Annotated in this window: 24 protein-coding genes; 13 read left to right on the top strand and 11 right to left on the bottom strand. The window is 72.5% G+C overall.

Features of this window, described 5'->3' with window-relative positions:
* The first annotated feature begins 237 nt into the window (after nucleotides 1-237).
* The 4 genes from ACZ418_RS12220 (at nucleotide 238) to ACZ418_RS12205 (ending at nucleotide 5,260) form a co-directional block, all read left to right on the top strand.
* Nucleotides 238-2,160: a zinc metalloprotease gene (locus ACZ418_RS12220; RefSeq protein ID WP_468361027.1), complete on the top strand. Its 1,923-nt coding sequence runs from the start codon at nucleotides 238-240 to the stop codon at nucleotides 2,158-2,160.
* A gap of 57 nt (nucleotides 2,161-2,217) precedes the next feature.
* Nucleotides 2,218-2,898, top strand: a complete 681-nt coding sequence (locus ACZ418_RS12215) for a hypothetical protein (protein WP_468361025.1) — start codon at nucleotides 2,218-2,220, stop codon at nucleotides 2,896-2,898.
* Between the two features lie 145 nt (nucleotides 2,899-3,043).
* Nucleotides 3,044-4,219 carry a 4-hydroxybenzoate 3-monooxygenase gene (locus ACZ418_RS12210; RefSeq protein WP_468361022.1) on the top strand — a complete coding sequence of 392 codons (1,176 nt, stop codon included), beginning with the start codon at nucleotides 3,044-3,046 and terminating at the stop codon, nucleotides 4,217-4,219.
* Between the two features lie 186 nt (nucleotides 4,220-4,405).
* The gene (locus ACZ418_RS12205) at nucleotides 4,406-5,260 is read left to right on the top strand and encodes a Bax inhibitor-1/YccA family protein (protein WP_468361019.1); all 855 of its coding nucleotides are present in this window, start codon (nucleotides 4,406-4,408) and stop codon (nucleotides 5,258-5,260) included.
* A gap of 67 nt (nucleotides 5,261-5,327) precedes the next feature.
* On the opposite strand, the gene ACZ418_RS12200 is transcribed toward ACZ418_RS12205, so the two are convergent.
* Entirely contained in the window at nucleotides 5,328-5,558 is a 231-nt protein-coding gene (locus tag ACZ418_RS12200; RefSeq protein WP_020940491.1) for a DUF4287 domain-containing protein, read from the bottom strand.
* Between the two features lie 99 nt (nucleotides 5,559-5,657).
* Here ACZ418_RS12200 and ACZ418_RS12195 point away from each other — a divergent pair, with 99 nt between their 5' ends.
* On the top strand, nucleotides 5,658-5,969 hold the full coding sequence (locus tag ACZ418_RS12195) for a hypothetical protein (protein ID WP_468361017.1): 312 nt from the start codon (nucleotides 5,658-5,660) through the stop codon (nucleotides 5,967-5,969).
* Nucleotides 5,970-5,979: 10 nt separating this feature from the next.
* On the opposite strand, the gene ACZ418_RS12190 is transcribed toward ACZ418_RS12195, so the two are convergent.
* From ACZ418_RS12190 to ACZ418_RS12180, 3 genes are all read right to left on the bottom strand, one after another.
* On the bottom strand, nucleotides 5,980-6,771 hold the full coding sequence (locus ACZ418_RS12190; RefSeq protein ID WP_468361014.1) for a hypothetical protein: 792 nt from the start codon (nucleotides 6,769-6,771) through the stop codon (nucleotides 5,980-5,982).
* 283 nt (nucleotides 6,772-7,054) lie between these two features.
* Nucleotides 7,055-8,272 carry an acetyl-CoA C-acetyltransferase gene (locus tag ACZ418_RS12185; RefSeq protein WP_468361011.1) on the bottom strand — a complete coding sequence of 406 codons (1,218 nt, stop codon included), beginning with the start codon at nucleotides 8,270-8,272 and terminating at the stop codon, nucleotides 7,055-7,057.
* 200 nt (nucleotides 8,273-8,472) lie between these two features.
* On the bottom strand, nucleotides 8,473-9,492 hold the full coding sequence (locus tag ACZ418_RS12180; protein WP_468361008.1) for an SGNH/GDSL hydrolase family protein: 1,020 nt from the start codon (nucleotides 9,490-9,492) through the stop codon (nucleotides 8,473-8,475).
* 159 nt (nucleotides 9,493-9,651) lie between these two features.
* Between ACZ418_RS12180 and ACZ418_RS12175 the strand changes: the two genes are divergently transcribed.
* Nucleotides 9,652-11,043, top strand: a complete 1,392-nt coding sequence (locus ACZ418_RS12175; protein WP_468361005.1) for a cystathionine beta-synthase — start codon at nucleotides 9,652-9,654, stop codon at nucleotides 11,041-11,043.
* A gap of 370 nt (nucleotides 11,044-11,413) precedes the next feature.
* Here the strand turns inward: ACZ418_RS12175 and ACZ418_RS12170 are convergent, their stop codons facing one another.
* Nucleotides 11,414-12,259 carry a helix-turn-helix transcriptional regulator gene (locus ACZ418_RS12170; protein WP_468362307.1) on the bottom strand — a complete coding sequence of 282 codons (846 nt, stop codon included), beginning with the start codon at nucleotides 12,257-12,259 and terminating at the stop codon, nucleotides 11,414-11,416.
* Between the two features lie 163 nt (nucleotides 12,260-12,422).
* Between ACZ418_RS12170 and ACZ418_RS12165 the strand changes: the two genes are divergently transcribed.
* Nucleotides 12,423-13,184, top strand: a complete 762-nt coding sequence (locus ACZ418_RS12165) for an SDR family oxidoreductase (RefSeq protein WP_468361002.1) — start codon at nucleotides 12,423-12,425, stop codon at nucleotides 13,182-13,184.
* Between the two features lie 36 nt (nucleotides 13,185-13,220).
* Here ACZ418_RS12165 and ACZ418_RS12160 read toward each other — a convergent pair whose 3' ends face one another.
* Complete coding sequence (locus tag ACZ418_RS12160; RefSeq protein WP_468360999.1) at nucleotides 13,221-13,664, bottom strand: hypothetical protein; 444 nt, start codon at nucleotides 13,662-13,664, stop codon at nucleotides 13,221-13,223.
* A gap of 193 nt (nucleotides 13,665-13,857) precedes the next feature.
* Between ACZ418_RS12160 and ACZ418_RS12155 the strand changes: the two genes are divergently transcribed.
* The 3 genes from ACZ418_RS12155 to ACZ418_RS12145 all read left to right on the top strand — a co-directional run bounded on the left by ACZ418_RS12155 (nucleotide 13,858) and on the right by ACZ418_RS12145 (nucleotide 16,930).
* A complete protein-coding gene (locus ACZ418_RS12155) occupies nucleotides 13,858-15,375 on the top strand; it encodes an aromatic amino acid ammonia-lyase (protein ID WP_468360997.1) in 1,518 nt (505 codons plus the stop codon).
* Complete coding sequence (locus ACZ418_RS12150; RefSeq protein WP_468360994.1) at nucleotides 15,372-16,253, top strand: MurR/RpiR family transcriptional regulator; 882 nt, start codon at nucleotides 15,372-15,374, stop codon at nucleotides 16,251-16,253. The genes ACZ418_RS12155 and ACZ418_RS12150 overlap by 4 nt, the downstream gene beginning before the upstream one ends.
* 92 nt (nucleotides 16,254-16,345) lie before the next feature.
* A complete protein-coding gene (locus ACZ418_RS12145; protein WP_468360991.1) occupies nucleotides 16,346-16,930 on the top strand; it encodes a hypothetical protein in 585 nt (194 codons plus the stop codon).
* 13 nt (nucleotides 16,931-16,943) lie between these two features.
* Here ACZ418_RS12145 and ACZ418_RS12140 read toward each other — a convergent pair whose 3' ends face one another.
* From ACZ418_RS12140 to ACZ418_RS12120, 5 genes are all read right to left on the bottom strand, one after another.
* Nucleotides 16,944-17,318 carry a roadblock/LC7 domain-containing protein gene (locus ACZ418_RS12140; RefSeq protein WP_468360988.1) on the bottom strand — a complete coding sequence of 125 codons (375 nt, stop codon included), beginning with the start codon at nucleotides 17,316-17,318 and terminating at the stop codon, nucleotides 16,944-16,946.
* 20 nt (nucleotides 17,319-17,338) lie between these two features.
* Entirely contained in the window at nucleotides 17,339-17,851 is a 513-nt protein-coding gene (locus ACZ418_RS12135; protein WP_468360985.1) for a roadblock/LC7 domain-containing protein, read from the bottom strand.
* A gap of 31 nt (nucleotides 17,852-17,882) precedes the next feature.
* Nucleotides 17,883-18,704: a transcriptional regulator gene (locus ACZ418_RS12130; protein WP_468360982.1), complete on the bottom strand. Its 822-nt coding sequence runs from the start codon at nucleotides 18,702-18,704 to the stop codon at nucleotides 17,883-17,885.
* Entirely contained in the window at nucleotides 18,701-19,087 is a 387-nt protein-coding gene (locus ACZ418_RS12125) for a hypothetical protein (protein WP_468360979.1), read from the bottom strand. The genes ACZ418_RS12130 and ACZ418_RS12125 overlap by 4 nt, the downstream gene beginning before the upstream one ends.
* A gap of 180 nt (nucleotides 19,088-19,267) precedes the next feature.
* On the bottom strand, nucleotides 19,268-20,641 hold the full coding sequence (locus ACZ418_RS12120; RefSeq protein ID WP_468360976.1) for a type III PLP-dependent enzyme domain-containing protein: 1,374 nt from the start codon (nucleotides 20,639-20,641) through the stop codon (nucleotides 19,268-19,270).
* A 138-nt stretch (nucleotides 20,642-20,779) separates the two neighbouring features.
* Here ACZ418_RS12120 and hutU point away from each other — a divergent pair, with 138 nt between their 5' ends.
* Genes hutU through ACZ418_RS12105 form a run of 3 tightly spaced genes read left to right on the top strand, consistent with a single transcriptional unit; the run spans nucleotide 20,780 to nucleotide 25,007 of the window.
* Entirely contained in the window at nucleotides 20,780-22,444 is a 1,665-nt protein-coding gene (gene hutU, locus ACZ418_RS12115; RefSeq protein ID WP_468360973.1) for a urocanate hydratase, read from the top strand.
* Nucleotides 22,441-23,658 (top strand): allantoate amidohydrolase, encoded by a 1,218-nt coding sequence (locus tag ACZ418_RS12110; RefSeq protein WP_468360970.1) that lies wholly within the window; start codon nucleotides 22,441-22,443, stop codon nucleotides 23,656-23,658. Before hutU ends, ACZ418_RS12110 begins: the two co-directional genes overlap by 4 nt.
* Nucleotides 23,655-25,007: a formimidoylglutamate deiminase gene (locus ACZ418_RS12105; protein WP_468360967.1), complete on the top strand. Its 1,353-nt coding sequence runs from the start codon at nucleotides 23,655-23,657 to the stop codon at nucleotides 25,005-25,007. The genes ACZ418_RS12110 and ACZ418_RS12105 overlap by 4 nt, the downstream gene beginning before the upstream one ends.

The following is a 25,007-nucleotide window of genomic DNA, read 5'->3' as shown; positions in this document are numbered from 1 at the left end:
CGAACATCAACGCCCACAACGAGTCCGCGGCCCTGAACGACCACTCCTCGTGGTCGGACGCCGAGTCGTCGGCCCAGCAGACGATCACCGTCACGCAGTAACGCACCACGGCCGCGGGGACGGACCGCACCCGCCCGAAGGGGCGCACCCAGCGCCCTGGAGGGCAGAAGGGCACAGGGCGTGCGGGTGGTCCGTCCCCCCGGTCTTTTCCGGGGGGAACGTGGGGGGAGACCACACATGACGGTGCTCGACGACGGCACCAGCGCGCTGTACGACACCGGTCCGGTGCCCGGGCCCGGCGGCTGGCCGGTGACGTACGAACAGGTGACGACCGGCAGCCTGCCGGCCGTCGGAACGCCGGTCCGGCCGGCCCCGCGGCTCAGCGCGGGACTGCGGCTGCACGGCGAGTACCAGGGCTCGGGCTTCACCGAACCGAAGTACATCGCCCGTCGGGGGGACGGGCAGGTCGTCCAGCTGTCGCGACTGCTGTACCTGGTGGCGTCGTCCGTCGACGGCATCCGTGACGTCGAGACGATCGCCCACCGGGTCAGCGCCCGCTACGGCCGCGAGGTGAGCGGCGAGAACGTCCGCTACCTGGTGGAGAACAAGCTCGAACCGCTCGGCGTGTGCGTGCCCGAGGGCCAGGAGGACGACGAGGTCGACGCCCCGCGCTCCGACCTGCTGCTCGCCCTCAAGGGCCACCGGGTGATCTTCGACGAACGCCGTACGGCACGGATCGCGCGGGCCCTGACCTGGCTGCACCGCCCGGCCGTGGTCGCCGCCGTGCTGCTCACGGCGCTCGCGATGGACGTCTGGCTGTTCGGCTTCTTCGGGGCGATCGAACCGGTGCTTGAGGTCCTGGACCAGCCGGTGCTGATCCTCATCGTCTTCGTCCTCACCGTGGCCTCGCTCGTCTTCCACGAGTTCGGCCACGCCTCCGCCTGTCGGTACGGCGGTGCCCGGCCCGGCTGCATCGGCTGCGGGCTGTTCCTCATCTGGCCGTCGATGTACACCGACGTCACCGACGTCTACCGGATCTCCCGCGCCGGCCGGCTCCGCACGGACCTCGGCGGGGTGTACTTCAACGTCGTCTTCATGCTGGCCATGGCCGGGGCCTACTTCGCCACCGGGGCGCAGTTCTTCCTGGCCGCCGTCTACCTCGGGCACTTCGAGATCCTCGAACAGCTGATGCCGGCCGTCCGCCTGGACGGCTACTACATCCTCGGCGACCTCGCCGGAGTTCCCGATCTCTACGGCAAGATCAGGCCGATCCTGCTCTCGCTCGTGCCGGGCGCGAAGGGCCGGGCGGCGCGTGCGGAGGTCGCCGGGCTGAAGAGGTCCGCGCGCACCGTCGTGGCCGGCTGGGTGCTGACGATGGTGCCGCTGATCGTCGGCGAGATGAGCTACGCGCTGTGGAACCTGCCCCGGATCCTCACCACGATGGTCCGCTCGCTGACCGAGCAAGTCCTCGGCACCGGCGGGGCGTTCGCGCACGGCCAGATCGTCGCCGGGCTCGTCGGGGTGATCGGCAGCGTGATGCTGCTGTGCCCGATGGCCGGTGTCGTCTATCTGTCGGTGAAGATCGGCGGCCGGCTCTTCCGGGCCGCGAAGCGCTCCACCGCCGGACGGCCCCGGCTGCGACTCGCGCTGTGCGTGCTCGCCCTCGCCGGACTGACCGGGCTCTCCTACGCCTGGGTGTCCGGGGTGACCCCGAAGCCGCTGCCGAAGAAGCCCCCGATCGCACCGATCCTGCAGCCCGGGGTGCCGACCGTGGAGCCCTCGCCCCGGGACGCCTCGACTCCGGGCCACGGCGGGCACGGCGGGTACGGCACCGGCGGCGCCTCCGTGTCGCCCTCGGCGGTGCCGGGGGCGTCCGCGTCGACGCCGGGCGACGGGCCGTCGCCGGGCACCTCGATGAGCGCGTCCGTCTCCGTGCCGCAGTCCTCGGCGTCGGATCCGGCACCGGGCGCGCCGACCGTCTCACAGTCCCATCAGCCGGAGTCCTCCACCGCCCGCGGCACCGCGAGCACGACCCCGCCCGGCAGCCCGGACCCCGGCCCCCCGACCTCCCCGACCCCGTCGGAGAGCGTCTCCGCGTCACCGACCGGGAGTCCCACACCCGCACCGTCCGGCGACCCGCCCGCACCGGCGTCGTCCTGACGTCCCATCAGTCACATCCGGCCCGTCCGGGCCGCCCGAACCACGTACGGAGACCCCATGAGCAGCCACCGCAAGGCACGCTCCAGCAACCACCCCCTCGCCCGCCGCGCCCTGGGCCTCGGCCTGTTCGCGGCCGGAATCGCCGGTGCGGCCACCGCCGTACCGGCCCAGGCGGCGACCGGCGCCGCGCATGCGGCCTTCGCGTCCGACCACGTCTTCAGCCACGCCGACCGGGCCCATCACACGCGGGCCGAGGACTCCTTCACCATCCGCCAGTTCGGCACCGTCAACGCGGCGGGGGTGCGCAACCAGGCCAACGCGGTCTCCGCCGGCTGCTCGGCCGACGACCACTGCCGGTCGGTCGCGCTGTCCTTCCAGATCGTCACGATCGCCGGTGAACACACGCACCTGAACGCCGTGAACCTCAGCGACGCGGCCAACAAGGAGTGCACCGGCTGCCAGACCCTCGCCGGCGCCTACCAGTTCGTCGTCTCCACGCCGGCACCGCTCACCCTCGACGACGGCGCCCGGCAGCAGCTCGCCGACATCCACCGCCGGCTGGACGCGCTGACCCGCTCCACGCTGCCCGCGGCCGAGCTGAGGACCCGGGTCGACGGCCTGGCGGGCGAGGTGACCGCAGTCCTGCGTGACGCGGTCGCCCACGCACCGAAGGCGGAGGCGGAGGCGCAGCCGACCGTCACCCTGCACCGCCATCTGGACGGCTGGCCGGGTCACTGAACCCATGTTGACGGGGCCCGCGCCCCTTTGGGGCGCGATGGGCCCCATTGACATCGGTCGGCCCCCGGCGCAGACTCTGGCGCAATCGAAGTGAAGAAAAGTTCACTCGACGAACGCCGTAGAGTCGACCCGAAGGGACGAACGGATGCGCACGACCGTCGGGATCATCGGAGCGGGACCGGCCGGACTGCTGCTCGCGCGGCTGCTGCACCGGGCCGGCATCGACTCGGTCGTCCTGGAGAGCCGCGACCGCGCCTACGTCGAACATCGGCAGCGCGCCGGAATCCTGGAGCAGGGCACCGTCGACGTGCTGCGCGCGGCCGGCGCCGGGGAGCGGATGGACCGGGAGGGCCTGCGGCACGACGGCATCGAGCTGCGCTTCGACCGGCGCCGCCACCGCGTCGACTTCCCCGGCCTGACCGGCGGCCGGTCGGTGACGGTGTACGCCCAGACCGAGGTCTGCAAGGACCTGATCGCCCTTCAGCTGAAGGAGGGCGGGCCGCTGCTGTTCGAGGCCGAGGCGCTGGCGGTGGAGGGCGCGGACGGCGACCGGCCGCGCATCCGGTTCCGGCACCAGGGCCGCGAGGACGTGCTGGAGTGCGACTACGCCGTCGGCTGCGACGGTTTCTGGGGCGTGGCCCGGGCCGCCTTCCCGGCCGCCCTGTCCCGCGTGTTCGAGCGGACGTACCCCTACGCCTGGCTCGGCATCCTCGCCGACGTCGCGCCCTCGCACGACGAACTCGTCTACGCCCGCCACGACCGCGGCTTCGCCCTCCTGTCCATGCGCTCCCCGTCCGTCTCCCGCCTCTACCTCCAAGTCCCCGCCGGTACGGAGGCGGACGACTGGACCGACGACGAGATCTGGTCGGAACTGGAACGGCGCTTGGAGACCGATGACGACTGGCGGCTGGAACGCGGCCCCATCACCCAGAAGTCGGTCACCCCGATGCGCTCCTTCGTGCACGAGCCGATGCGCCACGGCCGGCTCTTCCTCGCCGGTGACGCCGCTCACATCGTGCCGCCGACCGGGGCCAAAGGGCTGAACCTCGCCGTCGGTGACGTCGTCACCCTCGCCCGCGCCCTCGTCCACGAGAAGGAGACCGGCTCGGCGGACCTCCTCGACGCCTACTCCGCGACCTGTCTGCGCCGCGTCTGGCAGGCCGAACGGTTCTCCTACGACATGACGACGATGCTCCATCCGGCCCCGGACGCCACGCCCTTCGACGCCGGCCTCCAGCGGGCCCGGCTGGAGCGGATCGCCTCCTCCCGCGCGGCCGAGACCGACCTGGCCGAGGCGTACACCGGGTTCCCGCTGGGTTAGCGGCACGTCTCGGCGAGGTAGCAGGTTCGTCATGGAAGGCGATCACCCATGGCCGGGAATCGCCGGTACGCGTAGCGTGTTGGCGAGCACGGCAGGGGAAAGATCCTCCTCAGGTAGCATGGTCGGTCCTTTGCCAATCCATTACTCTTGAGCCAAGGCTGCGCACGGCAGCCATGGAGGAGTGAAATGAGGAGCAGTAACCCGGTCTTCTCGCGACGGGGGTTCAGCCGCGACAACGGCTACGCCGGCTTCAACACCGCACCGCAGGCCGGGTACGCACAGGGCAACCCGTACGCGCAGAACCCCTACGCCCAGAACCCGTACGCGCAGCAGGGCGTCGGCGCCCCGCCGCAGGCCCCGGTCACCACCGACCGGATGACGATGGACGACGTCGTCGTCCGCTCGGCCATCACGCTCGGCACCGTCGTCGTCGGCGCCGTCCTCGCCTGGGCGCTGCTGCCGGTCACGGCGACCAGCTACGGCCTGGCGATCGGCTCCGCGATCGTCGCGTTCGTCCTGGCGATGGTCCAGAACTTCAAGCGGACCCCGTCGCCCGCGCTGATCCTCGGGTACGCCGCCTTCGAGGGCGTCTTCCTCGGTGTCATCAGCGAGATGTACAACAGCCGCTGGAGCGGCGCCCCCTTCCAGGCGGTGCTCGGCACCATGGCGGTCTCGGCCGCGACCCTGCTCGTCTACAAGGCCGGCTGGATCCGCGTCACCGCCCGCTATGCCCGCATCGGCATGGCCATCGCCATGGCGTTCCTGGTGGTCATGGCGGTCAACCTGCTGCTGGTCGTGTTCGGCGTCGCCGAGAACGGCGGCCTGCGCAGCTTCGGCCCGCTCGGTGCGCTCGTCAGCATCGTCGCCATCGTGCTCGGCGCGTTCTTCCTGACCCTCGACTTCAAGCAGATCGAGGACGGCATCGCCTACGGCGCCCCGCGCAACGAGTCCTGGCTCGCCGCCTTCGGCCTCACCGTGACCCTGGTGTGGATCTACCTGGAGATGCTGCGGCTGGTGGCGATCTTCACCAACAACGACTAGCGCCTGCGCCGGTCATGAGAAGGGCCCCGGGTTCCGACCCGGGGCCCTTCGCCGTCTTGAGCGGCGGCTAGAGCAGCTTGCGTGCTGCCCTCCTCAGGTCGTACTCGTGGACGATCGCCTTCGCGTGGCCGTACGCGAGGTCGTATTCGTGCCGGAGCCAGCTGACCTTCTCCTCGAAGCGGAACAGGGCGGGGCCTTCTTCAACGGTGCGCAGCCAGTCGGAGACTTCGCGACCGGTGCAATGGGGAATGCGGGCGAGCAGATTGCGGTGGGTCTCCTCCGAGAAGAGCTGGGACATCGGCGCCTCCGAACGCAAAGGGGATGTAAGCCGGTCCTTCACGTCACCGTGCCTGAGCGTTCGCGTATTGGCAACAGTGCGGCACGTTACGCTCGGCGCGTGGTTGATACGACGCCCTTGACCCAAGCAGTGGATCACTTCGCCGACAGGTTGCGCGCGGCGCCGCAGAGCCGGCTTCAGCGGGGTGCCGCCGGTGAGGCCTTGGCTGTGGCGAGGGAGCTTTCCCGGCGGGCCCAGCTGCTGGAAGACCCCGGTGTCGAGCCTCGGGAGATGCCGGATGCGGGGATGTTCGCGGCGGCTGACCAGCTTCTGGTTGCCGCGCACGACTTGGCGGTGGTGCTGCGGAGTGACGACGAAGTCGCCGAGGCGGTGCGGGTCGTTGAGGAGGCGCGCCAGAGGGCGGGGGTCTGAGTGCCGTTCCCTACAGGGACGCGATGACCCTGTCCGCCAGGATGTAGACCATGTTCTTGTCGTCCTCGCCGTAGGCGAAGGTGAGGGTGTAGGCGCCGGAGACGCCGGAGCCGCCGAGCAGGTACGGGGCCTCGCCCGCGTCCACCGCTGCCGCCAGGCGCTCGGCGGTCTCGCGGTGGCCCGGGGTCATGCAGAGGGTGGTGCCGTCGGCGAAGACGTAGACGTCGAGGGTGCCGAGGGGGCCCGGGCGGACGTCGGAGAGCTCGACGCGTCCGGCGGCCAGCTGCTCCAGCGTGGTCACGGTGCGCTCGTGGTCGTTCACCCCCGGCGACTGCACCGGGACGAAGTCGGGGTGCGAGGGGTGGCGGCGGCGGGCCGCGGCCAGTTCCGGGGACTCCCCGGCGAACTCGTCGGCGTCGGCGGTCGGCTCGGACACCGGCTCCAGGCCGGCGAAGTCGGTCTGCCGGGGGAGGAACAGCTCGGTGTCGGGCAGGCCGAGCAGGGTCGGGGTGTCGGAGGCGTCACGGGCCTCCTGCGCGGCCCAGAAGGCACGCGCCTCGGCCAGCTCCCGCTCCCGCTCCTCGGCGAGGGCCTCGGCCACGGCGGCGCGTATCTGGTCGGCGTCGGTGCCGCTGCGGGCGTTCGGCAGCAGTGCGCGCATGGCGGCCGACTGGTTCTCGGCGAGCTGGGTCTGCAGCTCCGCCAGCTGACGGCGCAGCTTCAGAACGGTGCGCAGGACGGCGACGCCCACGGCGCCGGTGGCGGCCGTGGTGAGCAGCAAGGCGATCGGCATGGCGCTCACTGACGTACTCCCGGTTCAAAGTCGACCCCCGACTTCCTACATCAGCTTGAAGGGCGGACTAAGCAGCTGTCAGTGCGTAACGTCACGAAACGGACAGGGCTTTGGTCTTGTGGTGTCGTCGCGGACCGCGCTGACCTGCGCTGACCTGCACCGATGTGTCGGGTGAGCGAGATAGGTCACATCCTGGGTGAGATTGGATCACGAAAAGGCCCGGAACCGTGGGGTTTCCTCGGTTCCGGGCCGCTTCCTGACGTAAGGTGCCCGTCCCGCTACGGACGGTGGGTCAGCTGAGGCGCTCGATGACCATCGCCATGCCCTGGCCGCCGCCGACGCACATCGTCTCCAGGCCGAACTGCTTGTCGTGCCACTGCAGGGAGTTGATGAGCGTGCCGGTGATCCGGGCGCCGGTCATGCCGAAGGGGTGGCCGACGGCGATGGCGCCGCCGTTGACGTTCAGCTTGTCGATGTCGATGCCGAGGTCCTGGTACGAGGGGATCACCTGGGCGGCGAAGGCCTCGTTGATCTCGACCAGGTCGATGTCGTCGATGGTGAGGCCGGCGCGGCGCAGCGCCTGCTTGCTCGCCTCGACCGGGCCGAGGCCCATGATCTCGGGGGAGAGGCCGGAGACGCCGGTGGAGACGATCCGGGCGAGCGGGGTCAGGCCCAGCTCACGGGCCTTGGTGTCGCTCATGACGACGACGGCGGCGGCGCCGTCGTTGAGCGGGCAGCAGTTGCCGGCGGTGACGAGTCCGTCCGGCCGGAAGACCGGCTTGAGGCCCGAGACGCCCTCCAGGGTGACGCCGGGGCGGGGGCCGTCGTCCTTGCTGACGACCGTGCCGTCGGGGAGGGTCACCGGGGTGATCTCGCGCTCCCAGAAGCCGTTCTTGATGGCCTGCTCGGCGAGATTCTGCGAGCGGACGCCGAACTCGTCCATCTCCTGGCGGGTGATGCCCTTGGCGCGGGCCAGGTTCTCGGCGGTCTGGCCCATCGCGATGTACGGGTCGGGCAGCAGGCCGTCCTCGCGCGGGTCGTGCCAGGTCGTGCCCTCCTGCTGGGCGGTGGCCTCGGTGCGGGCCTGGGCCTCGGCGAAGAGCGGGTTGTAGGTGCCCGGCATGTCGGAGCTGCCGTGGGCGTAGCGGGAGACCGTCTCGACACCGGCCGAGATGAAGACGTCGCCCTCGCCGGCCTTGATGGCGTGCAGGGCCATGCGGGAGGTCTGCAGGGACGAGGAGCAGTACCGGGTGATCGTGCAGCCCGGCAGGTGGTCCATGCCCATCTGTACGGCGACGATCCGGCCGAGGTTGTGACCCTGCTCGCCGCCGGGGAGGCCGCAGCCGAGCATCAGGTCGTCGATGTCCTTGGGGTCCAGCTCGGGGATCTTGGCGAGCGCGGCCTGGATGATCGTGGCGGCCAGGTCGTCGGGGCGCAGGTCCTTCAGGGAGCCCTTGACGGCGCGGCCGATGGGGGAGCGGGCGGTCGAGACGATGACGGCTTCGGGCATCACGGCTCCGTTCAAAAGGGGCGGCGCGTAGCGCCTCGTTGAGGGGTGGCGGTCGGGCGACGGGTGGGCGGGTTCTTCGGGCAGGGCTGGTTGGGAAGTTACCCGGCTGTAGGTGCGGGGTCATCGGTGTTGCGGTGTGACGCTGACCGCAATTTACTAAGCGCTTGCTTGGGCGAGGGTCTGGGGCGGAGCCCCAGGGGTCACACCGACGGGCGGGCGGGCTCGGCCTCCGACACCCGGCGCCGGCGCCTCCGCTTGAGCAACGCCCACGGCCCCCGCGGCCCCGTCGGCATCGCGGCCGTGACCTCGGTACCGGCCTCCGACGCCGCCTCGGCAGCCGCGCGAGCGACCGGCAGGAAGCCCTCGCGCCGCGACACGTCCGGCCGTTCCTCCTCCGCCGGCCACAGACCCAGCGCCGCGCAGACAGTCGGCAGCACGGCCATCGCCGCCGTTGCGTAGCCCTCCGCCGACGGGTGGTAGTTGTCCGGCCCGAACAGCTCCCGCGGGTTCGCCTCGAACTCGGGGCCCAGCAGGTCGCCCAGCGACACGGTCCGGCCCCCCTGCTCCACCACCCCGATCGTCTGCGCCGCCGCCAGCTGCCGCGAGGCCCGCCGGGCCAGCCAGCGCAGCGGCTGCTGCACCGGCTCGATGGTGCCGAGATCCGGGCAGGTGCCGACCACCACCTCCGCGCCGGCCGTGCGCAGCCGTCGTACCGCCGCCGACAGATGCCGTACCGAACGGGTCGGCGGCATCCGGTGGGTCACGTCGTTCGCGCCGATCATGATCACGCAGATGTCCGGGACGGGCGCCGGCCCCGACAGCACCGACGCCACCTGGCGGTCCAGGTCGTCGGACTGGGCGCCCGGCAGCGCCACGTTCCGCAGCTCCACCGGGCGTTCCGCCACCGCCGCCAGGCCCGAGGCCAGCAGCGCGCCCGGGGTCTGGCCCGCCCGGTGCACGCCCTGCCCGGCCGCCGTGGAGTCGCCGAGCATGGTCAGACGGAGGGGCGGTTCCCCGGGGACGTCGTAGGCGTGGCCGTACACGCCGTCCGCCACCGGGACGCGGCCGCCGCTGTGGTTGCCCACATGGCGCCGGGCCAGCCGTACCTCCGCGAGCAGCAGACCGACCGCGGCCGCGCCGACCAGCCCGACCCCGCCACCGCCGTAGGCCGCTCCGGCCGCGATGCGCCGGGCCACTCTCGCCCTCGACATGCTCGTCATGCGTCGCCGCCACCTCCTCGTAGCCGTACACCCACTCCTTGCCCCGTACGGACCGTGCGTCAATCTCAACGGTGAGTGAACGGCCGCGCCGGCCACACAGCTGGCCTTAGGCTGGCGACACCACTAAGACCACACCTTTTGCAGCAACCGGAGACAACGGTGCAATTCCACGACTCGATGATCAGCCTCGTCGGCAACACCCCGCTGGTGCGGCTCAACAACGTGACCAAGGGCATCCAGGCCACCGTCCTTGCCAAGGTGGAGTACTTCAACCCGGGCGGCTCCGTGAAGGACCGCATCGCCCTGCGCATGATCGAGGCCGCCGAGCAGAGCGGTGAGCTCAAGCCGGGCGGGACGATCGTCGAGCCGACCAGCGGCAACACCGGTGTGGGGCTGGCCATCGTGGCTCAGCAGAAGGGGTACAAGTGCATCTTCGTGTGCCCCGACAAGGTCTCCACGGACAAGATCAACGTGCTGCGGGCCTACGGAGCCGAGGTCGTCGTGTGCCCGACCGCCGTCGCTCCCGAACACCCGGACTCCTACTACAACGTCTCCGACCGGCTCGTCCGCGAGACCCCGGGTGCGTGGAAGCCCGACCAGTACTCCAACCCCAACAACCCGCTCTCGCACTATCACTCGACCGGCCCCGAGCTGTGGGAGCAGACCGAGGGCAGGATCACCCACTTCGTGGCGGGCGTGGGCACGGGCGGCACCATCTCCGGCACCGGCCGCTACCTGAAGGACGTGAGCGACGGCAAGGTCAAGGTCGTCGGCGCCGACCCCGAGGGCTCGGTGTACTCCGGCGGGTCCGGGCGGCCGTACCTGGTCGAGGGCGTGGGTGAGGACTTCTGGCCGACCGCCTACGACCGCACCGTCGCGGACGAGATCGTCGCCGTGTCCGACAAGGACTCCTTCCAGATGACCCGCCGCCTCGCCAAGGAGGAGGGCCTGCTGGTGGGCGGCTCCTGCGGGATGGCCGTCGTCGCGGCGCTGCGGGTCGCCGAGCGGCTCGGGCCCGACGACGTCGTGGTGGTGCTGCTCCCGGACAGCGGGCGCGGCTACCTGAGCAAGATCTTCAACGACGAGTGGATGGCGGACTACGGCTTCCTGGAGGACGAGGGCCCGAGCGCCCGCGTCGGCGACGTCCTGAACGACAAGGCGGGCGGCACCATCCCCTCCCTGGTGCACATGCACCCGGAGGAGACCGTCGGCCAGGCCATCGAGGTGCTGCGCGAGTACGGCGTCTCGCAGATGCCGGTCGTCAAGCCGGGCGCCGGTCACCCGGACGTGATGGCCGCCGAGGTCGTCGGGTCCGTGGTGGAACGGGAGCTGCTGGACGCCCTGTTCAACAAGCGCGCCTCCCTCGACGACCCGCTGGAGAAGCACATGTCCGCCCCGCTGCCCCAGGTCGGCTCCGGCGAGCCGGTCGGCGACCTGATGAGCGTGCTCGGCTCGGCCGACGCGGCGATCGTCCTGGTCGAGGGCAAGCCCACCGGCGTGGTCAGCCGGCAGGACCTGCTGGCCTTCCTGGCCAAGGGCGCGAAGCAGTAGCGAACCGCCGGTGAACTGCGGGTTCACGGGCGCGGCTTGAGATGAGGCGGGGTTCGCGGAAGTGGTACGAGCGTGTCACGTGCGCGCAGCACCCGCTTAACACGCGTCCGGCACATTAGTGGGTGTCGGCAGGGCGGGAGCGGCTCCCCGCCCCGGCCGGCGCCGAACGGCGCCAAGGACCTCCGGAGCGGCTCCCGGACCTCCATGGACGCCATGGACGCGCAAGCCCGGCCCTGACCCGGCCCGCGTCCCTCGCGGGGACCGCCGTCGTCCCGCCCCCCGGCAACGGGGGTGCGGCGGTCCCCGCGCACCCCTTTGCGGCTAAACCGCCGCCGCTCTCGCGGAGGTGGTTGCTCGCCGTCGTGGTTCCTCAATTGATGGTTGCGGTCGTGGTCGCTTTCCAACTGCCCAGCAGCGCGAGGCGTTCGGCCGTCTCCGAGCCCGGTTCCGGGGTGTACACCACGATCGTCTGGTCCGGGGCCGCCGGGATCGTGAGGGTCTCGTACGGCAGGGTCAGCAGGCCCGCCACCGGGTGCCGTATCTTCTTCACGCCGTACGCGCACTCCCTGACCTCGTGGTCGGCCCACAGCCGGCGGAAGTCCTCGCTCTTCAGGGAGAGTTCGCCGACCAGCGCGCACAGCTCGGCGTCGTCGGCGTACCGGCCCGCGTTCACCCGCAGATGGGCCACCGTCTGGGCGGCGATCGCGCGCCACTCGGGATAGAGCTCGCGGGCCGCCGGGTCGAGGAAGACCAGCCGGGGCATGATCCGCTCCGCCGGTGCCATGCGGCTGAAGCCGTTCAGCGCGTCGCCGAGGGCGTTCCAGGCGACGACCTCCATACGGCGGCCCAGCACGAACGCCGGGCTGCGCTCCATGCCGTCGAGCAGGATCTGGATTCCGGGGCGGATGCGGGGCGCCGCGGACCGCCGGCCCCTCTTGCGCTGCCGGCGGGGCCGCGCCACCGTCCGCAGATACGCCTGCTCGGTCTCGTCCAGCCGCAGCACCCGGGCGATCGCGTCCAGGACGGCGTCGCTGACGCTCGTTCCCCGGCCCTGTTCCAGGCGGATGTAGTAGTCGACGCTGACCCCCGCGAGCTGGGCCACCTCCTCGCGGCGCAGGCCCGGTACGCGGCGCCGCCCATGACCGGGCAGCCCCACCTCCTCGGGCTGGATCCGTGCCCGCCGCGAGCGCAGGAAGTCGCCGACTTCCCCTTCCAGCCAGTCCCCGTCCATACCTCGATCGTAGGGGAGCGGCGGGACACCAACCTGGTACTGGCAGACCCAGGAAAACCGCATCCCTGGTTACGGCCGCCGGACCGGGCGAGGCTGGTGCCGGCCGCCGGGGAGCCGCCCCGGCGCGAATCACCAGGGGGGAACACCCATGTCGTACGAGAACCTGTCCGGCCGCACCGCCGTCGTCACCGGAGCCGCCAGCGGCATCGGCGAGGCCGTTGCCCGGCAGCTGGCGGCCGAGGGCGCCCGGGTGGCGCTGCTCGCCCGGCGCGCGGACCGGCTGAACAGCGTGGTGGACAAGATCCGGGCCGATGGCGGCGAGGCGCTCGCGGTGGTCGCCGACGTCACCGCCGACGCCTCGGTGGCCGCCGCCCGTGACCTGGTCCACGAGACCTTCGGAGCCGTCGACCTCGTCGTCAACAACGCCGGCGTCATGCTGCCCAACCCGATCGACGAGGGCCGGCTCGACGAGTGGCAGCGGATGCTCGACACCAACGTCACCGGAGTGCTGCGGATCATCCGCGCCTTCACCGCCGACCTGGTGGGCGCCGCCGCCGAGGGCCGCACCGCCGACCTCGTCAACGTCTCCTCCATCGGCGCCCACCTCACCTTCCCCAACTACGCGGTGTACGGGGCGACCAAGGCCGCCGTCACCCATCTCTCGCAGAACCTGCGCTCCGAGTTCGGGCCGCGTGACGTGCGGGTGACGAACATCGAGCCGGGGCTGACGGAGACCGAGCTGGCGACGCACATCGACAGCCCCGAACTGTCCGGCCAGCTGGACGGCATGCTCGACGCGATCGGCAGCCTGTCGGCGGCCGAGGTCGCCGACGTCGTCGCCTACGCCGCCAGCCGGCCCCGGCACGTCAACCTCCGTCAGATCATGGTCCTGCCGACCCGGCAGGCATGACCGGCGCCCGTCCGGTCCGGCAGGCGTGAGCCCGGCTCAGTCCTGCCGGTCGGAGCGGTCGCGGCGGCCGGTGAGCAGCTGCGGGTTGAGCCGTACCGCCTGGGCGAAGTTGACGCCGACGATGCCGACCCAGGCGGCAACCGTTCCGGCCGTCCCCGCGACACCACCGGCCACAGCGGTCAGCGGGACCGCCAGGACGAGCGAGATGATCGCGAGCCCGAAGCGCTCCGTCCAGGTGTCGGTGTCCTTCGGGCGCCGGGCGCCGCGCGCGGTGGCCATCTGCTGCTCGGCCAGATGCCGCCGCACCCGGCGGTCCACCGCGTCGTCGATCCGCTGCTCGACCTTCTCCAGGAAGGTGTCGACCAGCGCCGACTCGTACTCCTCGCCCAGTTCCCTGCGGGTCTGGAGGGTGGCGTCGAGTTCCTTCCGCAAGTCCGGGTCCTTCTTCAGGTCGCCGTCCCGCGAGTCCAGTGCGCTCATGGGTTCAACCCTAGGGAGCGCTCACCCCCCTGCGCACTGGGGACAACCCCCGTCTTCGAACGCCCGCCACCTCACCAGCCGTGCTGCTCCGCCGAACCGGATCACGAGATGCCCCTTGCCCGGCTGTATAACGTCATGCAGAGTTCTTGGTGTGTGAATAGCTAGCCAACGGTACGGAGGGAGTTTGGCCGCGATGTCGTCTCGCATCGTGGACGCGTCGATGTCCGTGCCGTCCGCGCGGTCCGCGGCCGTGGTCCTGGACGGGTCCGGACTCGGCGTCGAGGACGTCGTGCGGCTCGCCGACGGCGCCGCGCGTCCCGTCCCCGAGGCCGACGCGATGCGGCGCGCCGAGCGCTCCTGGAACGCCGCCCGGCAGATCGCCGCCACCGGACGCGTCTACGGCCGCTCCACCGGCGTGGGCGCCAACCGGAACGAGGACGTGCCCACCGAGGCCGCCGCCGGCCACGGACTGCGCCTGCTGCGCAGCCACGCCGGCGCCATCGGCGAGGAGCTTCCCGCCCGTCAGGTGCGCGCCATGCTCGCCGTCCGCGCCAACCAGCTGCTGGCCGGCGGCGCGGGCCTCAGGCCCGGCGTGGTCACCGCCCTGTGCGAGGCCCTGCAGACCGGCGCGTATCCGGTCGTCAACGAGTTCGGCTCCGTCGGCACCGGCGACATCGCGGCCCTGGCCCAGCTCGGGCTCGCGCTCGCCGGCGAACACCCCTGGCGCGGCGCGGGCGCCCCCGAGCCACAGCCCCTCGACAACAACGACGCCCTGGCCCTGATCAGCAGCAACGCCCTCACCCTCGGCCAGTCCGCGCTCGCCCTGCACGAACTGCGCGGGCTCATCGGCGCCACCCAGGTCGTCGCGGCCCTGTCCCTGCTCGCCGTCGACGGCTCCCACGAGGCGTACGCCGCCCCCGTGCACGCCGCCCGCCCGCACCGGGGCAGCACCGAGGTGGCCCGGCGGATGCGGGAGCTGATCGGCGCCGCCGACCGGCCGACCCCGCCGCTCGGCCGGATCCAGGACCCCTACGGCTTCCGCTGCCTGCCCCAGATCCACGGCCCGGCGCACGACGCCGCCGACGCCCTGGAGCAGGTGCTGGCCGTGGAGATCAACGCGGCCGCCGAGAACCCGCTCATCGCCCCCGAGGACCTCGCCGCCTACCACCACGGCGGCTTCTACCAGGCCCAACTGGCCCTCGCCCTCGACCACTTCAGGCTCGCGCTCACCCAGGTGGCCCGGCTGTCCACGTCCCGCCTGTCCACGCTCAACGAGCCCGCCTACACCCGGCTGCGGCCCTTCCTCGCCGACCACGAGCCGGCCTCCTCCGGCGTGATGATCCTGGAGTACGCGGCCGGAGCGGCCCTCGGCGATCTGCGGGCTTTTTCCGCACCCGCCTCGCTCGGCCACGCTGTACTCTCCCGGGGCGTCGAGGAACAGGCGAGCTTCGCCTCGCTCGCCGCGCGGCAGACACTGCGCGCGTGCGGTGCGTATCGTCTGGTGGTCGGCTGCGAGCTCGTCGCCGCCGTCCGCGCGCTGCGCCAGCGTGACCTGCGGCCCGACCCCGGGCTGCCGGCCGGCCGGGCCTTCGCGCTCGCCGAGTCGGTCCTCGATCCCGACCCGGCCGACCGGCCGCTCACGGACGACGTGGCGGAGGCGGCCGCACTGCTCGACCGGTTCACGGACATCTGGAGGGGGAGCGCGTCATGAGCGTGGACAGGAGCGTGGACAGGAGTCCCGAGGCGACGGGCCCGACGGACAGCCCCGCGGGCCGGCTGCAGGCCCTCTTCGAGGGGCACCGGCTCACGCCGACCCAGCGCAGGATCGCACACAGCATGGTCCGGCGGGCCGCCGATGTGCCGTTCCTGTCCAGCGTGGAGCTGGCCGAGCTGGCCGGGGTCAGCCAGCCGTCGGTGACCCGGTTCGCGGTGGCGCTCGGCTTCGACGGCTATCCGGCGCTGCGCAAGCACCTGCGCGAGGTCGTACCGGCCGAACCGGCCGCCGAGGCGGGCGCCTTCAACGAGTACCAGCAGGCCGTCGAGGCCGAGATCGAGAACCTCAGGCACCTCGCCGACCTGCTCGCCGACCCGCGCCCGGTGCAGAAGGCCGGCCGGATCCTGGCCGCCTCCCGCCCGCTGCCGGTGCTCGGCCTGCGCGCCGCCGCCTCCCAGGCGTACGGCTTCGCCTACTTCGCCGCCAAGGTGCACCCGGACGTCCGGCTGCTCAACGAGGGCGGCACCATGATCCAGGACCGGATCGACGCGGCCGTCCGCGCCGGCGCCTCCGCGCTGCTGTGCTTCGCGCTGCCCCGGCATCCGCGCGAGGTCGTCGACACGCTCGCCTACGCCAAGGACGTGGGCCTGACGACCGTCACGGTCGCCGACTCGGCGTTCGCGCCGGTCGCCAAGTACTCCGATCTGCTGCTGCCCGCGTCCGTCGGCACCGGGCTCGCCTTCGACACCGCGTGCGCGCCGATGCTGCTCGGACGGGTGCTGCTGGAGGCGGTCTGCGACGACCTGCCCCAGGCGCAGGCGCGGCTGGAGGAGTTCGACGCCAAGGCCGCGGCGCGGGGTCTCTTCGTGGAATGACGGCGCGGCGCTCTCATGTTCGTCTCACCTTCGGCCACTAGCTTCCTGATGAGACACAGGTGCTTGATGGACACGTGACACGGGAGGCTGACGTGGCGCGCGGAGGACAGGGGCTGGCCCGGGTGGCCGTCGTCGTACGGGCGGGGGCCGCACCGCTGTGGTGGTTCGGGGTGTTCGCCGCGGGGATCGGGGTGCTGCCGCCCGGGCTGACCGGGCGCCGGATCGGGGTGCTTGCCGGTGCCGCGCTGTTCCTCGTCGGCGCGGCGGTCGTGGCACTGGTGCGACGGGGCCGGTATGGCGCCCTCGCCCGCGGCGCCGTCCGCGCGGGCAAGTACGACGTGCTGCAGGACCGTGCGGTGACCGTGCGCAACTGGCGCCGGGGCCACCGCTGGTGGCTGCTGCTGGCCTTCGCCGTGGCGCTCGGCTCCTCCCTCGCGGTGCCCGCTGCCGGCGGCATGCTGCTGGCCGGGCTCGGCACCGGGCTGCGGCTGAAGGCCGCCTGGATCGGGCGCCGCGAACGCGCCGAGCAGACGCTGCTGTGGGTGCGCGTCGACTGGCTCGACCAGCGCGGCGGGCGCCCGGCGGGCAAGGCCGTGAAGGGCCTGCGCGGTACGGGTATCGCGGCCGGCGACGCTGCCCCGGGCGGGTCCCGCCGCCGTACCGCTGCGCTGGTCTAGCTCTCGCCGGGGCTCAGACCTCCAGTTCCTGCTCGATCTTCTTCAGCTGGTGCCGGGCCATCGCCAGGTTGGCCCGGGAGGAGTCGAGGACCAGGTAGAGGAACAGGCCGTTGCCGCCCCGGCTCCTGAGCAGGCGGATCAGGTGGTACTGGTCGGTCAGCGTGATCAGGATGTCCTCGATCCCGCCCTTGAGGCCCAGCATCTCCATCGCGCGCATCTTGGCGCGGACCACGTCGGTGTTGCCCGCGGCGGCCACGTTCAGGTCGAAGCTCTTGCTGCCGCCCATCGTGCCCAGCGCCATCCCGCTGGTGTAGTCGACGAGCGCGACGCCGGTGGCGCCCTCGATGGAGGTGAGGGCTTCCTTCAGCGCGGTCTCGGTGTTGGCCATGGTGGATCCTCTCGAAAGGTTCAACTGTCGGTTGCGGTGTGCGCGTCGGTGCTCGTGGCGCGGGTCGTGCGGGGCGTGCGGGTACGGGTCGGGGGTGCGGAGCTGACGGCGCCCAGCGGCCGCCCGGCCCGCCGGGCCTCCCGGGCCGCGGTGTCAGCGGCGTCGAGCAGCTCCCCGATGCGGGCGCCGGAGCGGCGGCCCTCGAGATGCAGCCGGCCGACGTTGACCCGGTCCTGGGCGAGCAGGGTCAGTACGGCGGTGCGGCCGGCCGCGTAGGTGGCGACATAGCCGCGCTCGCCGCGCACCAGCAGCTCCCGGAAGCCGCCGTTGCGGGTGGCGTCGGCGACCCGCACGGCGACGCCGAGCGCGGCGGCGGTGAGGGCCGCGAGGCCCTCGGGGTCGACCCCGGGAGTGTCGTGGGCGACGACGAGACCGTCGACGCCGGCCGCCAGGGCGCCGGTGAGCTGCGGTACCCGGTTGCGCAGCCGGTGCAGCTCGTCCAGGACGGCCCCCAGGTCCTCCTCGGACACCATCAGCTCTCTCCTTTCGGCGGGGCGGTGCCGTTCAAAGCGCCTCCAGCGCATCCCTGAGCCTCTTCAGCAGCGCGATGTCGGGGTCGGTGACCGGGGGTGGGGGCGGCGGTGCGGGCGCCGTGACGACGGGTGTGACGGGTGTCGCCGGTGCGAGATGGCCGGCGGCCGCGAGCCGGCGTACGTCGACCAGCGTGTGGAAGGCCTGCCGGCCCAGGTTCCGGGCGATCCCGGCGGCCGTGCGGACGCCGTCCACGCGGTCCAGGACCGCCCGCTGCCGGGGCGTGACCGGCGTGGCGGCGGCCCGTGCGGCGGCCGGGTCCGCGCGGATCAGCGGGGCGGTGTCGGCGGCCGGGTCGGACCACAGCCGGTGCAGCAGCAGGCGGCGGCGCAGCGTCTCGCGTTCCAGGGCGACGACCGGCACCGAGGGCAGCGGGCCGAGGCGGGGCGCACGGTCGTAGCGGAAGCGGCCCGGGGCGCTGCTCGGGGCCAGCACGAAGTACCCGGCGTCGTAGAGCGCGTCCAGATGGCACAGTTCCAGCGCGCCCGCGGGTAACAGCCCGGAGTCCAGCAGGAGTTCGGCGGCGTGCAGCGGGCCGGAGGTCGCGGCGGCGGCCTGCTGCCAGGCGCCGGCCGCCAGGGTGCCGTGGGCCGTGAGGAGCACGTCGAGACCGGGGGCGAACGGGCTCTCGGCGTGCACCACCCGGCCCTCGGCGAGATACAGGGTGCCGTGCTCACGGACCAGGACGCCGGTGGCCCGCTCCTCGGCGAGCCGGGTCAGCATCGGCGACAGCGCCCGCGTGGCCGACCTGTCCCGCACCGGCAGGGGCGGCGGAGGTATCTGCGCCACGGTCATCCCAGCACCAGCCGGGCCGCCATCTCGCCGAGCCGGATCCGGGCGAGCGCGAGATTGCCCTCCTCGCGGCCGAGCCACAGGTGCAGGAAGACGCTGCTGTCGAAGGACGTCTCCACGAACCGCAGCAGGTGGTAGCTGTCGCGGTTGCTGACGATCACGTCCTCGACGGTCGGGCGCCCGTCGTCCGCCTGGGTCGCGAAGGCGCCGTGCTCGGCGGCCATCCGGGCCAGTTCGGCGGCCTCGGCGGCGGTCGTCTCGTGATCGCCGCCGGGCGCCTCTCCGACCGTGCCGAGGGCCAGTCCGCTCGTCCAGTCCACCAGTGCCGCTCCCCGGGCACCGGGCAATCGCATCGCTTCCAGCAGGCACTCGTCGATTCCGGGCACCGGTGGTTCCCCTCCCGCCTGGTTCTCCGGCTGAGTGACAGCGACACTACGCACCGTGCGCGGGGCAGGTGGAGTCTTTGGCATTTTCCAGTGGAACATGCGTCCGGCGCACTAGTGTGGGTCAACTGGCCACTGTGCCGGGTGAGTTGATCCATTGGTTCGAGGGGTGCCGGGGTTGCGTCAACGGCTTCCCGGCGCGGGGAGGGTGGTGAGCGCGTCCATGCGCGCCCCGCCGGACTCCGCCACCACCTCGGCGATGGTCTGCGGCTCCCGTACGGTCGCGAAGGCGACGCCTCCCGAGCCGTCCCGAGCGAAGCCGTAGATGCCCGGCCTGACAAGGGAGTTGTAGGCGTAGTGGTGGGCGAAGCAGTACGCGCCCGTGTCCAGCGCGGCCGCGTAGTCGCCCTGCTCCAGCAGGGGCAGCGCGCGCCCCTCCGCCAGCAGGTCGCCCGAGAAGCAGGCCGGCCCGGCCACGTCCTGCACCACCTCGGGCCCCGGCTTCGGCCGCCCCTTGGCGTCGTACGCGGCGATCCTCAGCGGCCACGCCCCCGGCGCGTACACGGTCCGCGTCGCCACCTGCACACCGGCGTGCGTCACCGCGATCCGCCGCCCGCCCGCGCTCTTGGCGTACTCCACCCGGGCCACCACCGTGCCCTGCTCGGCCAGCAGCGACCGGCCGAACTCGGTCACCAGCCCGTACCGCCCGTCGAACAGCCCCGGCACCTCCTCGGCCAGCAGCCGGGCGTACTGCGCGTACGAGGGTGCCGTCGCCTCGGCCGCGAAGTTCACCGGCAGCCCGCCGCCGATGTCGAGCGTGTCGATCTGCCGCCGCCCCGCCCGCTCGTTGATCTCCTCCGCGAGCGCGTACGTCTCCGCCACGCCCCGCGCCAGCAGCGCCAGCGGGATGCCCTGCGAGCCGGTGTGCGCATGCAGCCGGGTCAGCCAGGGCCGGTCCAGATACGCCCGTACGACCCACTCGCGCGCCCCCTCGTCGCGCAGCGCCACCCCGAACTTGGAGGTCTCCGTCGCCGTCGAGGTGGCCCCGATCGTGCCGCCGCCGACCTGCGGGTTCACCCGGAGGCCCAGCGGGGACCCGGTCGGCGCGGACCGCACCAGGGCGTCCAGGCGGTCCAGCTCCTGCGGGTTGTCGGCGTTCACCGCGATCCCCAGGGCCAGCGCCTCGCGCAGCTCGGCCGGGGTCTTGGCGGGCGAGTCCAGCACGGTCCGGGCCGCCGGCACCCCGGCCGCGCGCGCCAGCGCCAGCTCGCCCGGGCTCGCCACCTCCGCGCCGACGCCCGCCTCGTGCAGCAGCCGCAGCACGGGCACCAGCGGGGTCGCCTTCACCGCGAAGGCGTGCAGCACCGGCGTCCCGGGTGGCACGACCGCGTCGAACGCCGCCCGCAGGGCCGCGGCGGACTCCCGGATCCCGGTCACGTCCAGCAGCCCCACCACGGCCGCGTCCGGCCCCAGCAGCCCCTGCTCCACGGCGGCCCGCACCGCCTCGTCCCGCCGCGCGGCGCGCTCCTGCGCTTCCGTCTCGAGGTCCCGCTCCACGGTCTCTCCCCTCGTGCCCGTCGCGTGTACATCCAGCCAAACACCGACGGCGGGCGGACGGGGTCGCCCCGAGGTGTTGACTAGTTCTATTCAGAAAGCCAGGATGTGAATAGAGATAGCAACAGGAGGAGGCAGACGATGTCGGGACCCCGCCCCGTACGAGCACCGCGCGGCACGGAACTGAGCGCCCTGGGATGGCAGCAGGAAGCCGCACTGCGCATGCTGCAGAACAACCTCGACCCGGAGGTCGCGGAGCACCCCGACAAGCTCGTCGTCTACGGCGGCACCGGCAAGGCCGCCCGTGACTGGCGCTCCTTCGACGCCATGGTCCGCACGCTGAAGACCCTCAAGCAGGACGAGACCATGCTGGTCCAGTCCGGCCGCCCGGTCGGCGTGATGCAGACCCACGAGTGGGCCCCGCGCGTCCTGATCGCCAACTCCAACCTGGTCGGCGACTGGGCCAACTGGGAGGAGTTCCGCCGTCTGGAGGCCCTCGGCCTGACCATGTACGGCCAGATGACCGCCGGCTCCTGGATCTACATCGGCACCCAGGGCATCCTCCAGGGCACCTACGAGACCTTCGCCGCCGTCGCCGCGAAGAAGTTCAACGGCACCCTCGCCGGGACCATCACCCTCACCGCCGGCCTCGGCGGCATGGGCGGCGCCCAGCCCCTCGCCGTGACCATGAACGACGGCGTCGCGATCTGCATCGACTGCGACCCGCGCGCCATCGAGCGCCGCATCGAGCACCGCTACCTGGACGTCAGGGCCGACTCCCTCGACCACGCGCTCCAGCTGGCGGTGGAGGCGCGCGACCAGCGCAAGCCGCTGTCCATCGGCGTCCTCGGCAACGCGGCCGAGCTGGTCCCGCAGCTGCTCGCGATGAACGCCCCCATCGACATCGTCACCGACCAGACCTCCGCCCACGACCCGCTGTCCTACCTGCCGGTGGGCGTGACCTTCGAGGACATGGCCGACGCCGCTGTCAAGGACCCGGCCGGCTTCACCACGCGGGCCCGCGAGTCGATGGCGAAGCACGTCGAGGCCATGGTCGGCTTCATGGACGCCGGCGCCGAGGTCTTCGACTACGGCAACTCCATCCGCGGCGAGGCCCAACTCGCGGGATACGACCGGGCGTTCGCCTTCCCCGGCTTCGTCCCCGCCTACATCCGCCCGCTGTTCTGCGAGGGCAAGGGCCCCTTCCGCTGGGCGGCCCTGTCCGGCGACCCCGCCGACATCGCCAAGACCGACAAGGCGATCCTGGAGCTGTTCCCGGAGAACGAGTCCCTGGCCCGCTGGATCAAGATGGCCGGCGAGCGCGTCCACTTCCAGGGTCTGCCCGCGCGTATCTGCTGGCTCGGCTACGGCGAGCGCGACAAGGCCGGCGAGCGCTTCAACGACATGGTGGCCTCCGGCGAGCTCGCCGCTCCGCTGGCGATCGGCCGCGACCACCTGGACTGCGGCTCGGTGGCCTCGCCGTACCGCGAGACCGAGGCCATGCTCGACGGGTCCGACGCGATCGCCGACTGGCCGCTGTTGAACGCCATGGTGAACGTGGCCTCCGGGGCGTCGTGGGTCTCCATCCACCACGGTGGTGGTGTGGGCATGGGCCGTTCCATTCACGCCGGGCAGGTGACGGTGGCCGACGGTACGAAGCTGGGTGGCGAGAAGATCCGGCGCGTGCTCACCAACGACCCGGGTATGGGCGTCATCCGGCACGTGGACGCCGGGTACGACATCGCGGAGTCGGTGGCCGAGGAGCGCGGTGTCCGGGTGCCCATGCGCGAGGGTGACGAGGCGTGAGTTTCCACAGCATGTGGGCGGAGCTGCTGCCGATCGGCCGCAGCTCCGCCTCCGGCGGCTACCGGCGCTACGCCTGGACCGGTGCGGACGCCGACTGCCGGTCCTGGTTCAGGGAGCAGGCCGAGGGGCGTGGGCTGACGTACGAGGTGGACCGGAACGGCAACCAGTGGGCCTGGCTGGGTGACCCCGCCGCCGGGGACGCCGTCGTCACCGGGTCCCACCTGGACTCCGTGCCCGACGGTGGTGCCTTCGACGGCCCTCTCGGTGTGGTGTCCTCCTTCGCGGCCCTCGACGAGCTGCGGAGCAGGCACGTGCGGTTCGCGAAGCCCCTGGCCATCGTCAACTTCGGGGACGAGGAAGGGGCCCGGTTCGGGCTCGCCTGTGTCGGGTCGCGGCTCACCGCCGGGCGGCTGACCGCCGAGCAGGCGCACCGGCTCACCGACGCCGACGGGGTCAGCCTCCCGCAGGCCATGGAGGCCGCCGGCTACGACCCCGAGGGCATCGGGGCCGACCCGGAGCGGCTGGCCCGGATCGGCGCCTTCGTCGAGCTGCACGTCGAGCAGGGACGGGCCCTGGACCTGTCCGGCGACCGGGTCGGCATCGCCAGTGCCATCTGGCCGCACGGCCGCTGGAGGTTCGACTTCCGGGGCGAGGCCAACCACGCCGGCACCACCCGGCTGGTCGACCGCCGCGATCCGATGCTGTCCTACGCCGAGACCGTGCTCGCCGCCCGCCGCGAGGCCGAACTCGCCGGTGCCGTCGCCACCTTCGGCAAGATCGCCGTGGAGCCCAACGGGGTCAACGCGATCCCCTCCCTCGTGCGCGGCTGGCTCGACTCCCGCGCCGCCGACCAGGACACCCTGGACACGGTGGTCGGCGGGATCGAGAAGGCAGCGCGGGAGTACGCCGACGCCCACGGCATCGACCTGGACGTCGTCCGGGAGTCCTTCACGCCCGTCGTCGAGTTCGACCACGCCCTGCGCGACGAACTCGGCCGCATCCTGGGCAAGGACACCGGCCTGAAGGTGCCCGTCCTCGGGACCGGGGCCGGACACGACGCCGGAATCCTCTCCGGCAGCATTCCGACCGCCATGCTGTTCGTGCGCAACCCCACCGGTGTCTCGCACTCCCCGGCCGAGTTCGCCGCCGAGGACGACTGTGTGGCCGGGGTGCGCGCGCTCGCCGACGTACTGGAAGGGCTGGCCTGCAGGTGACCAAGCGGACCTACTGGTTGGAGCACGCCTGGCTCGGCACGAACGTCGAGCTGGGGGTCGTCGTCGAGACCGAGGGTGGGCGGATCGGTGCCGTGCGCACCGGGGCGCCCACCCCGCCGCCCGGCGCCGAGGTGCTGCGCGGGCTCACCCTGCCGGGGCTCGCCAACGCCCACAGCCACGCCTTCCACCGGGCGCTGCGCGGCACCGTCCAGGTCGGCTCCGGCACTTTCTGGACCTGGCGCGAGGTGATGTACTCCGTCGCCGACCGTCTGACCCCGGACACCTACCACGCCCTGGCGCGCGCGGTGTACGCCGAGATGGCCCTGGCCGGCGTCACCTGCGTCGGCGAGTTCCACTACGTGCACCACGCGCCCGGCGGCACCCCCTACGCCGACCCCAACGCCATGGGCGAGGCACTGATCGACGCCGCCGCCGAGGCCGGCATCCGGATCACCCTCCTCGACACCTGTTACCTGTCCTCCGCCATCTTGGACAAGCACAGTGGCGAGGAGCCCAATGCCCACCAGCTGCGGTTCTCCGACGGCAGCGCGGAGGCCTGGGCCGAACGCTGTGCAGTTCTCAAGGAGCGGGATCACGCGCGGATCGGGGCGGCGATTCACTCCGTACGGGCCGTGCCGGCCGGGCAGCTGGCGACCGTGGCGGGATGGGCCGAGGAGCGGCGGGCCCCGCTGCATGTACACCTGTCGGAGCAGACCGCCGAGAACGACGCCTGCCTCGCCGCACACGGCTGCACGCCCACCCGGCTGCTCGCCGACCACGGCGTCCTCGGGCCGCGCACCACCGGCGTGCACAACACCCATCTCACCGACGAGGACATCGCCCTGCTCGGCGGCTCGGGCACCGGCACCTGCATGTGCCCGACGACCGAGCGGGACCTGGCCGACGGCATCGGCCCGGCCGTCGCCCTGCAGCGGGCCGGCTCCCCGCTCTCCCTCGGCTCCGACAGCCACGCCGTCATCGACCTGCTCGAAGAGGCACGCGCGATGGAGCTGAACGAGCGGCTGCGCACCCGCACCCGGGGGCACTGGACGGCCGCCGCCCTGCTGCGGGCCGCCACCGCCGACGGCCACGCCGCCCTCGGCTGGGACCAGGCCGGCACCCTGGAGCCCGGCGCCCTCGCCGACTTCACGACGATCGCCCTGGACTCGGTCAGGACAGCGGGCCCGCTGCCCAGGCTGGGCGCCGAGACGGCCGTATTCGCCGCGACGGCAGCGGACGTACGGCATACGGTCGTCGGCGGTCGGCATGTCGTACGCGACGGGGCGCACACGCTCGTGCCCGACGTGCCACAGGCCCTCGCGCGGGCAGTCGAAGCCCTTCGCTCCTGA

It is taken from the genome of Streptomyces sp. NPDC030820 (genome assembly GCF_055572075.1).
Note: the sequence above shows the minus strand (reverse complement) of the source record. Positions and strands in the feature narration are given on the sequence as shown.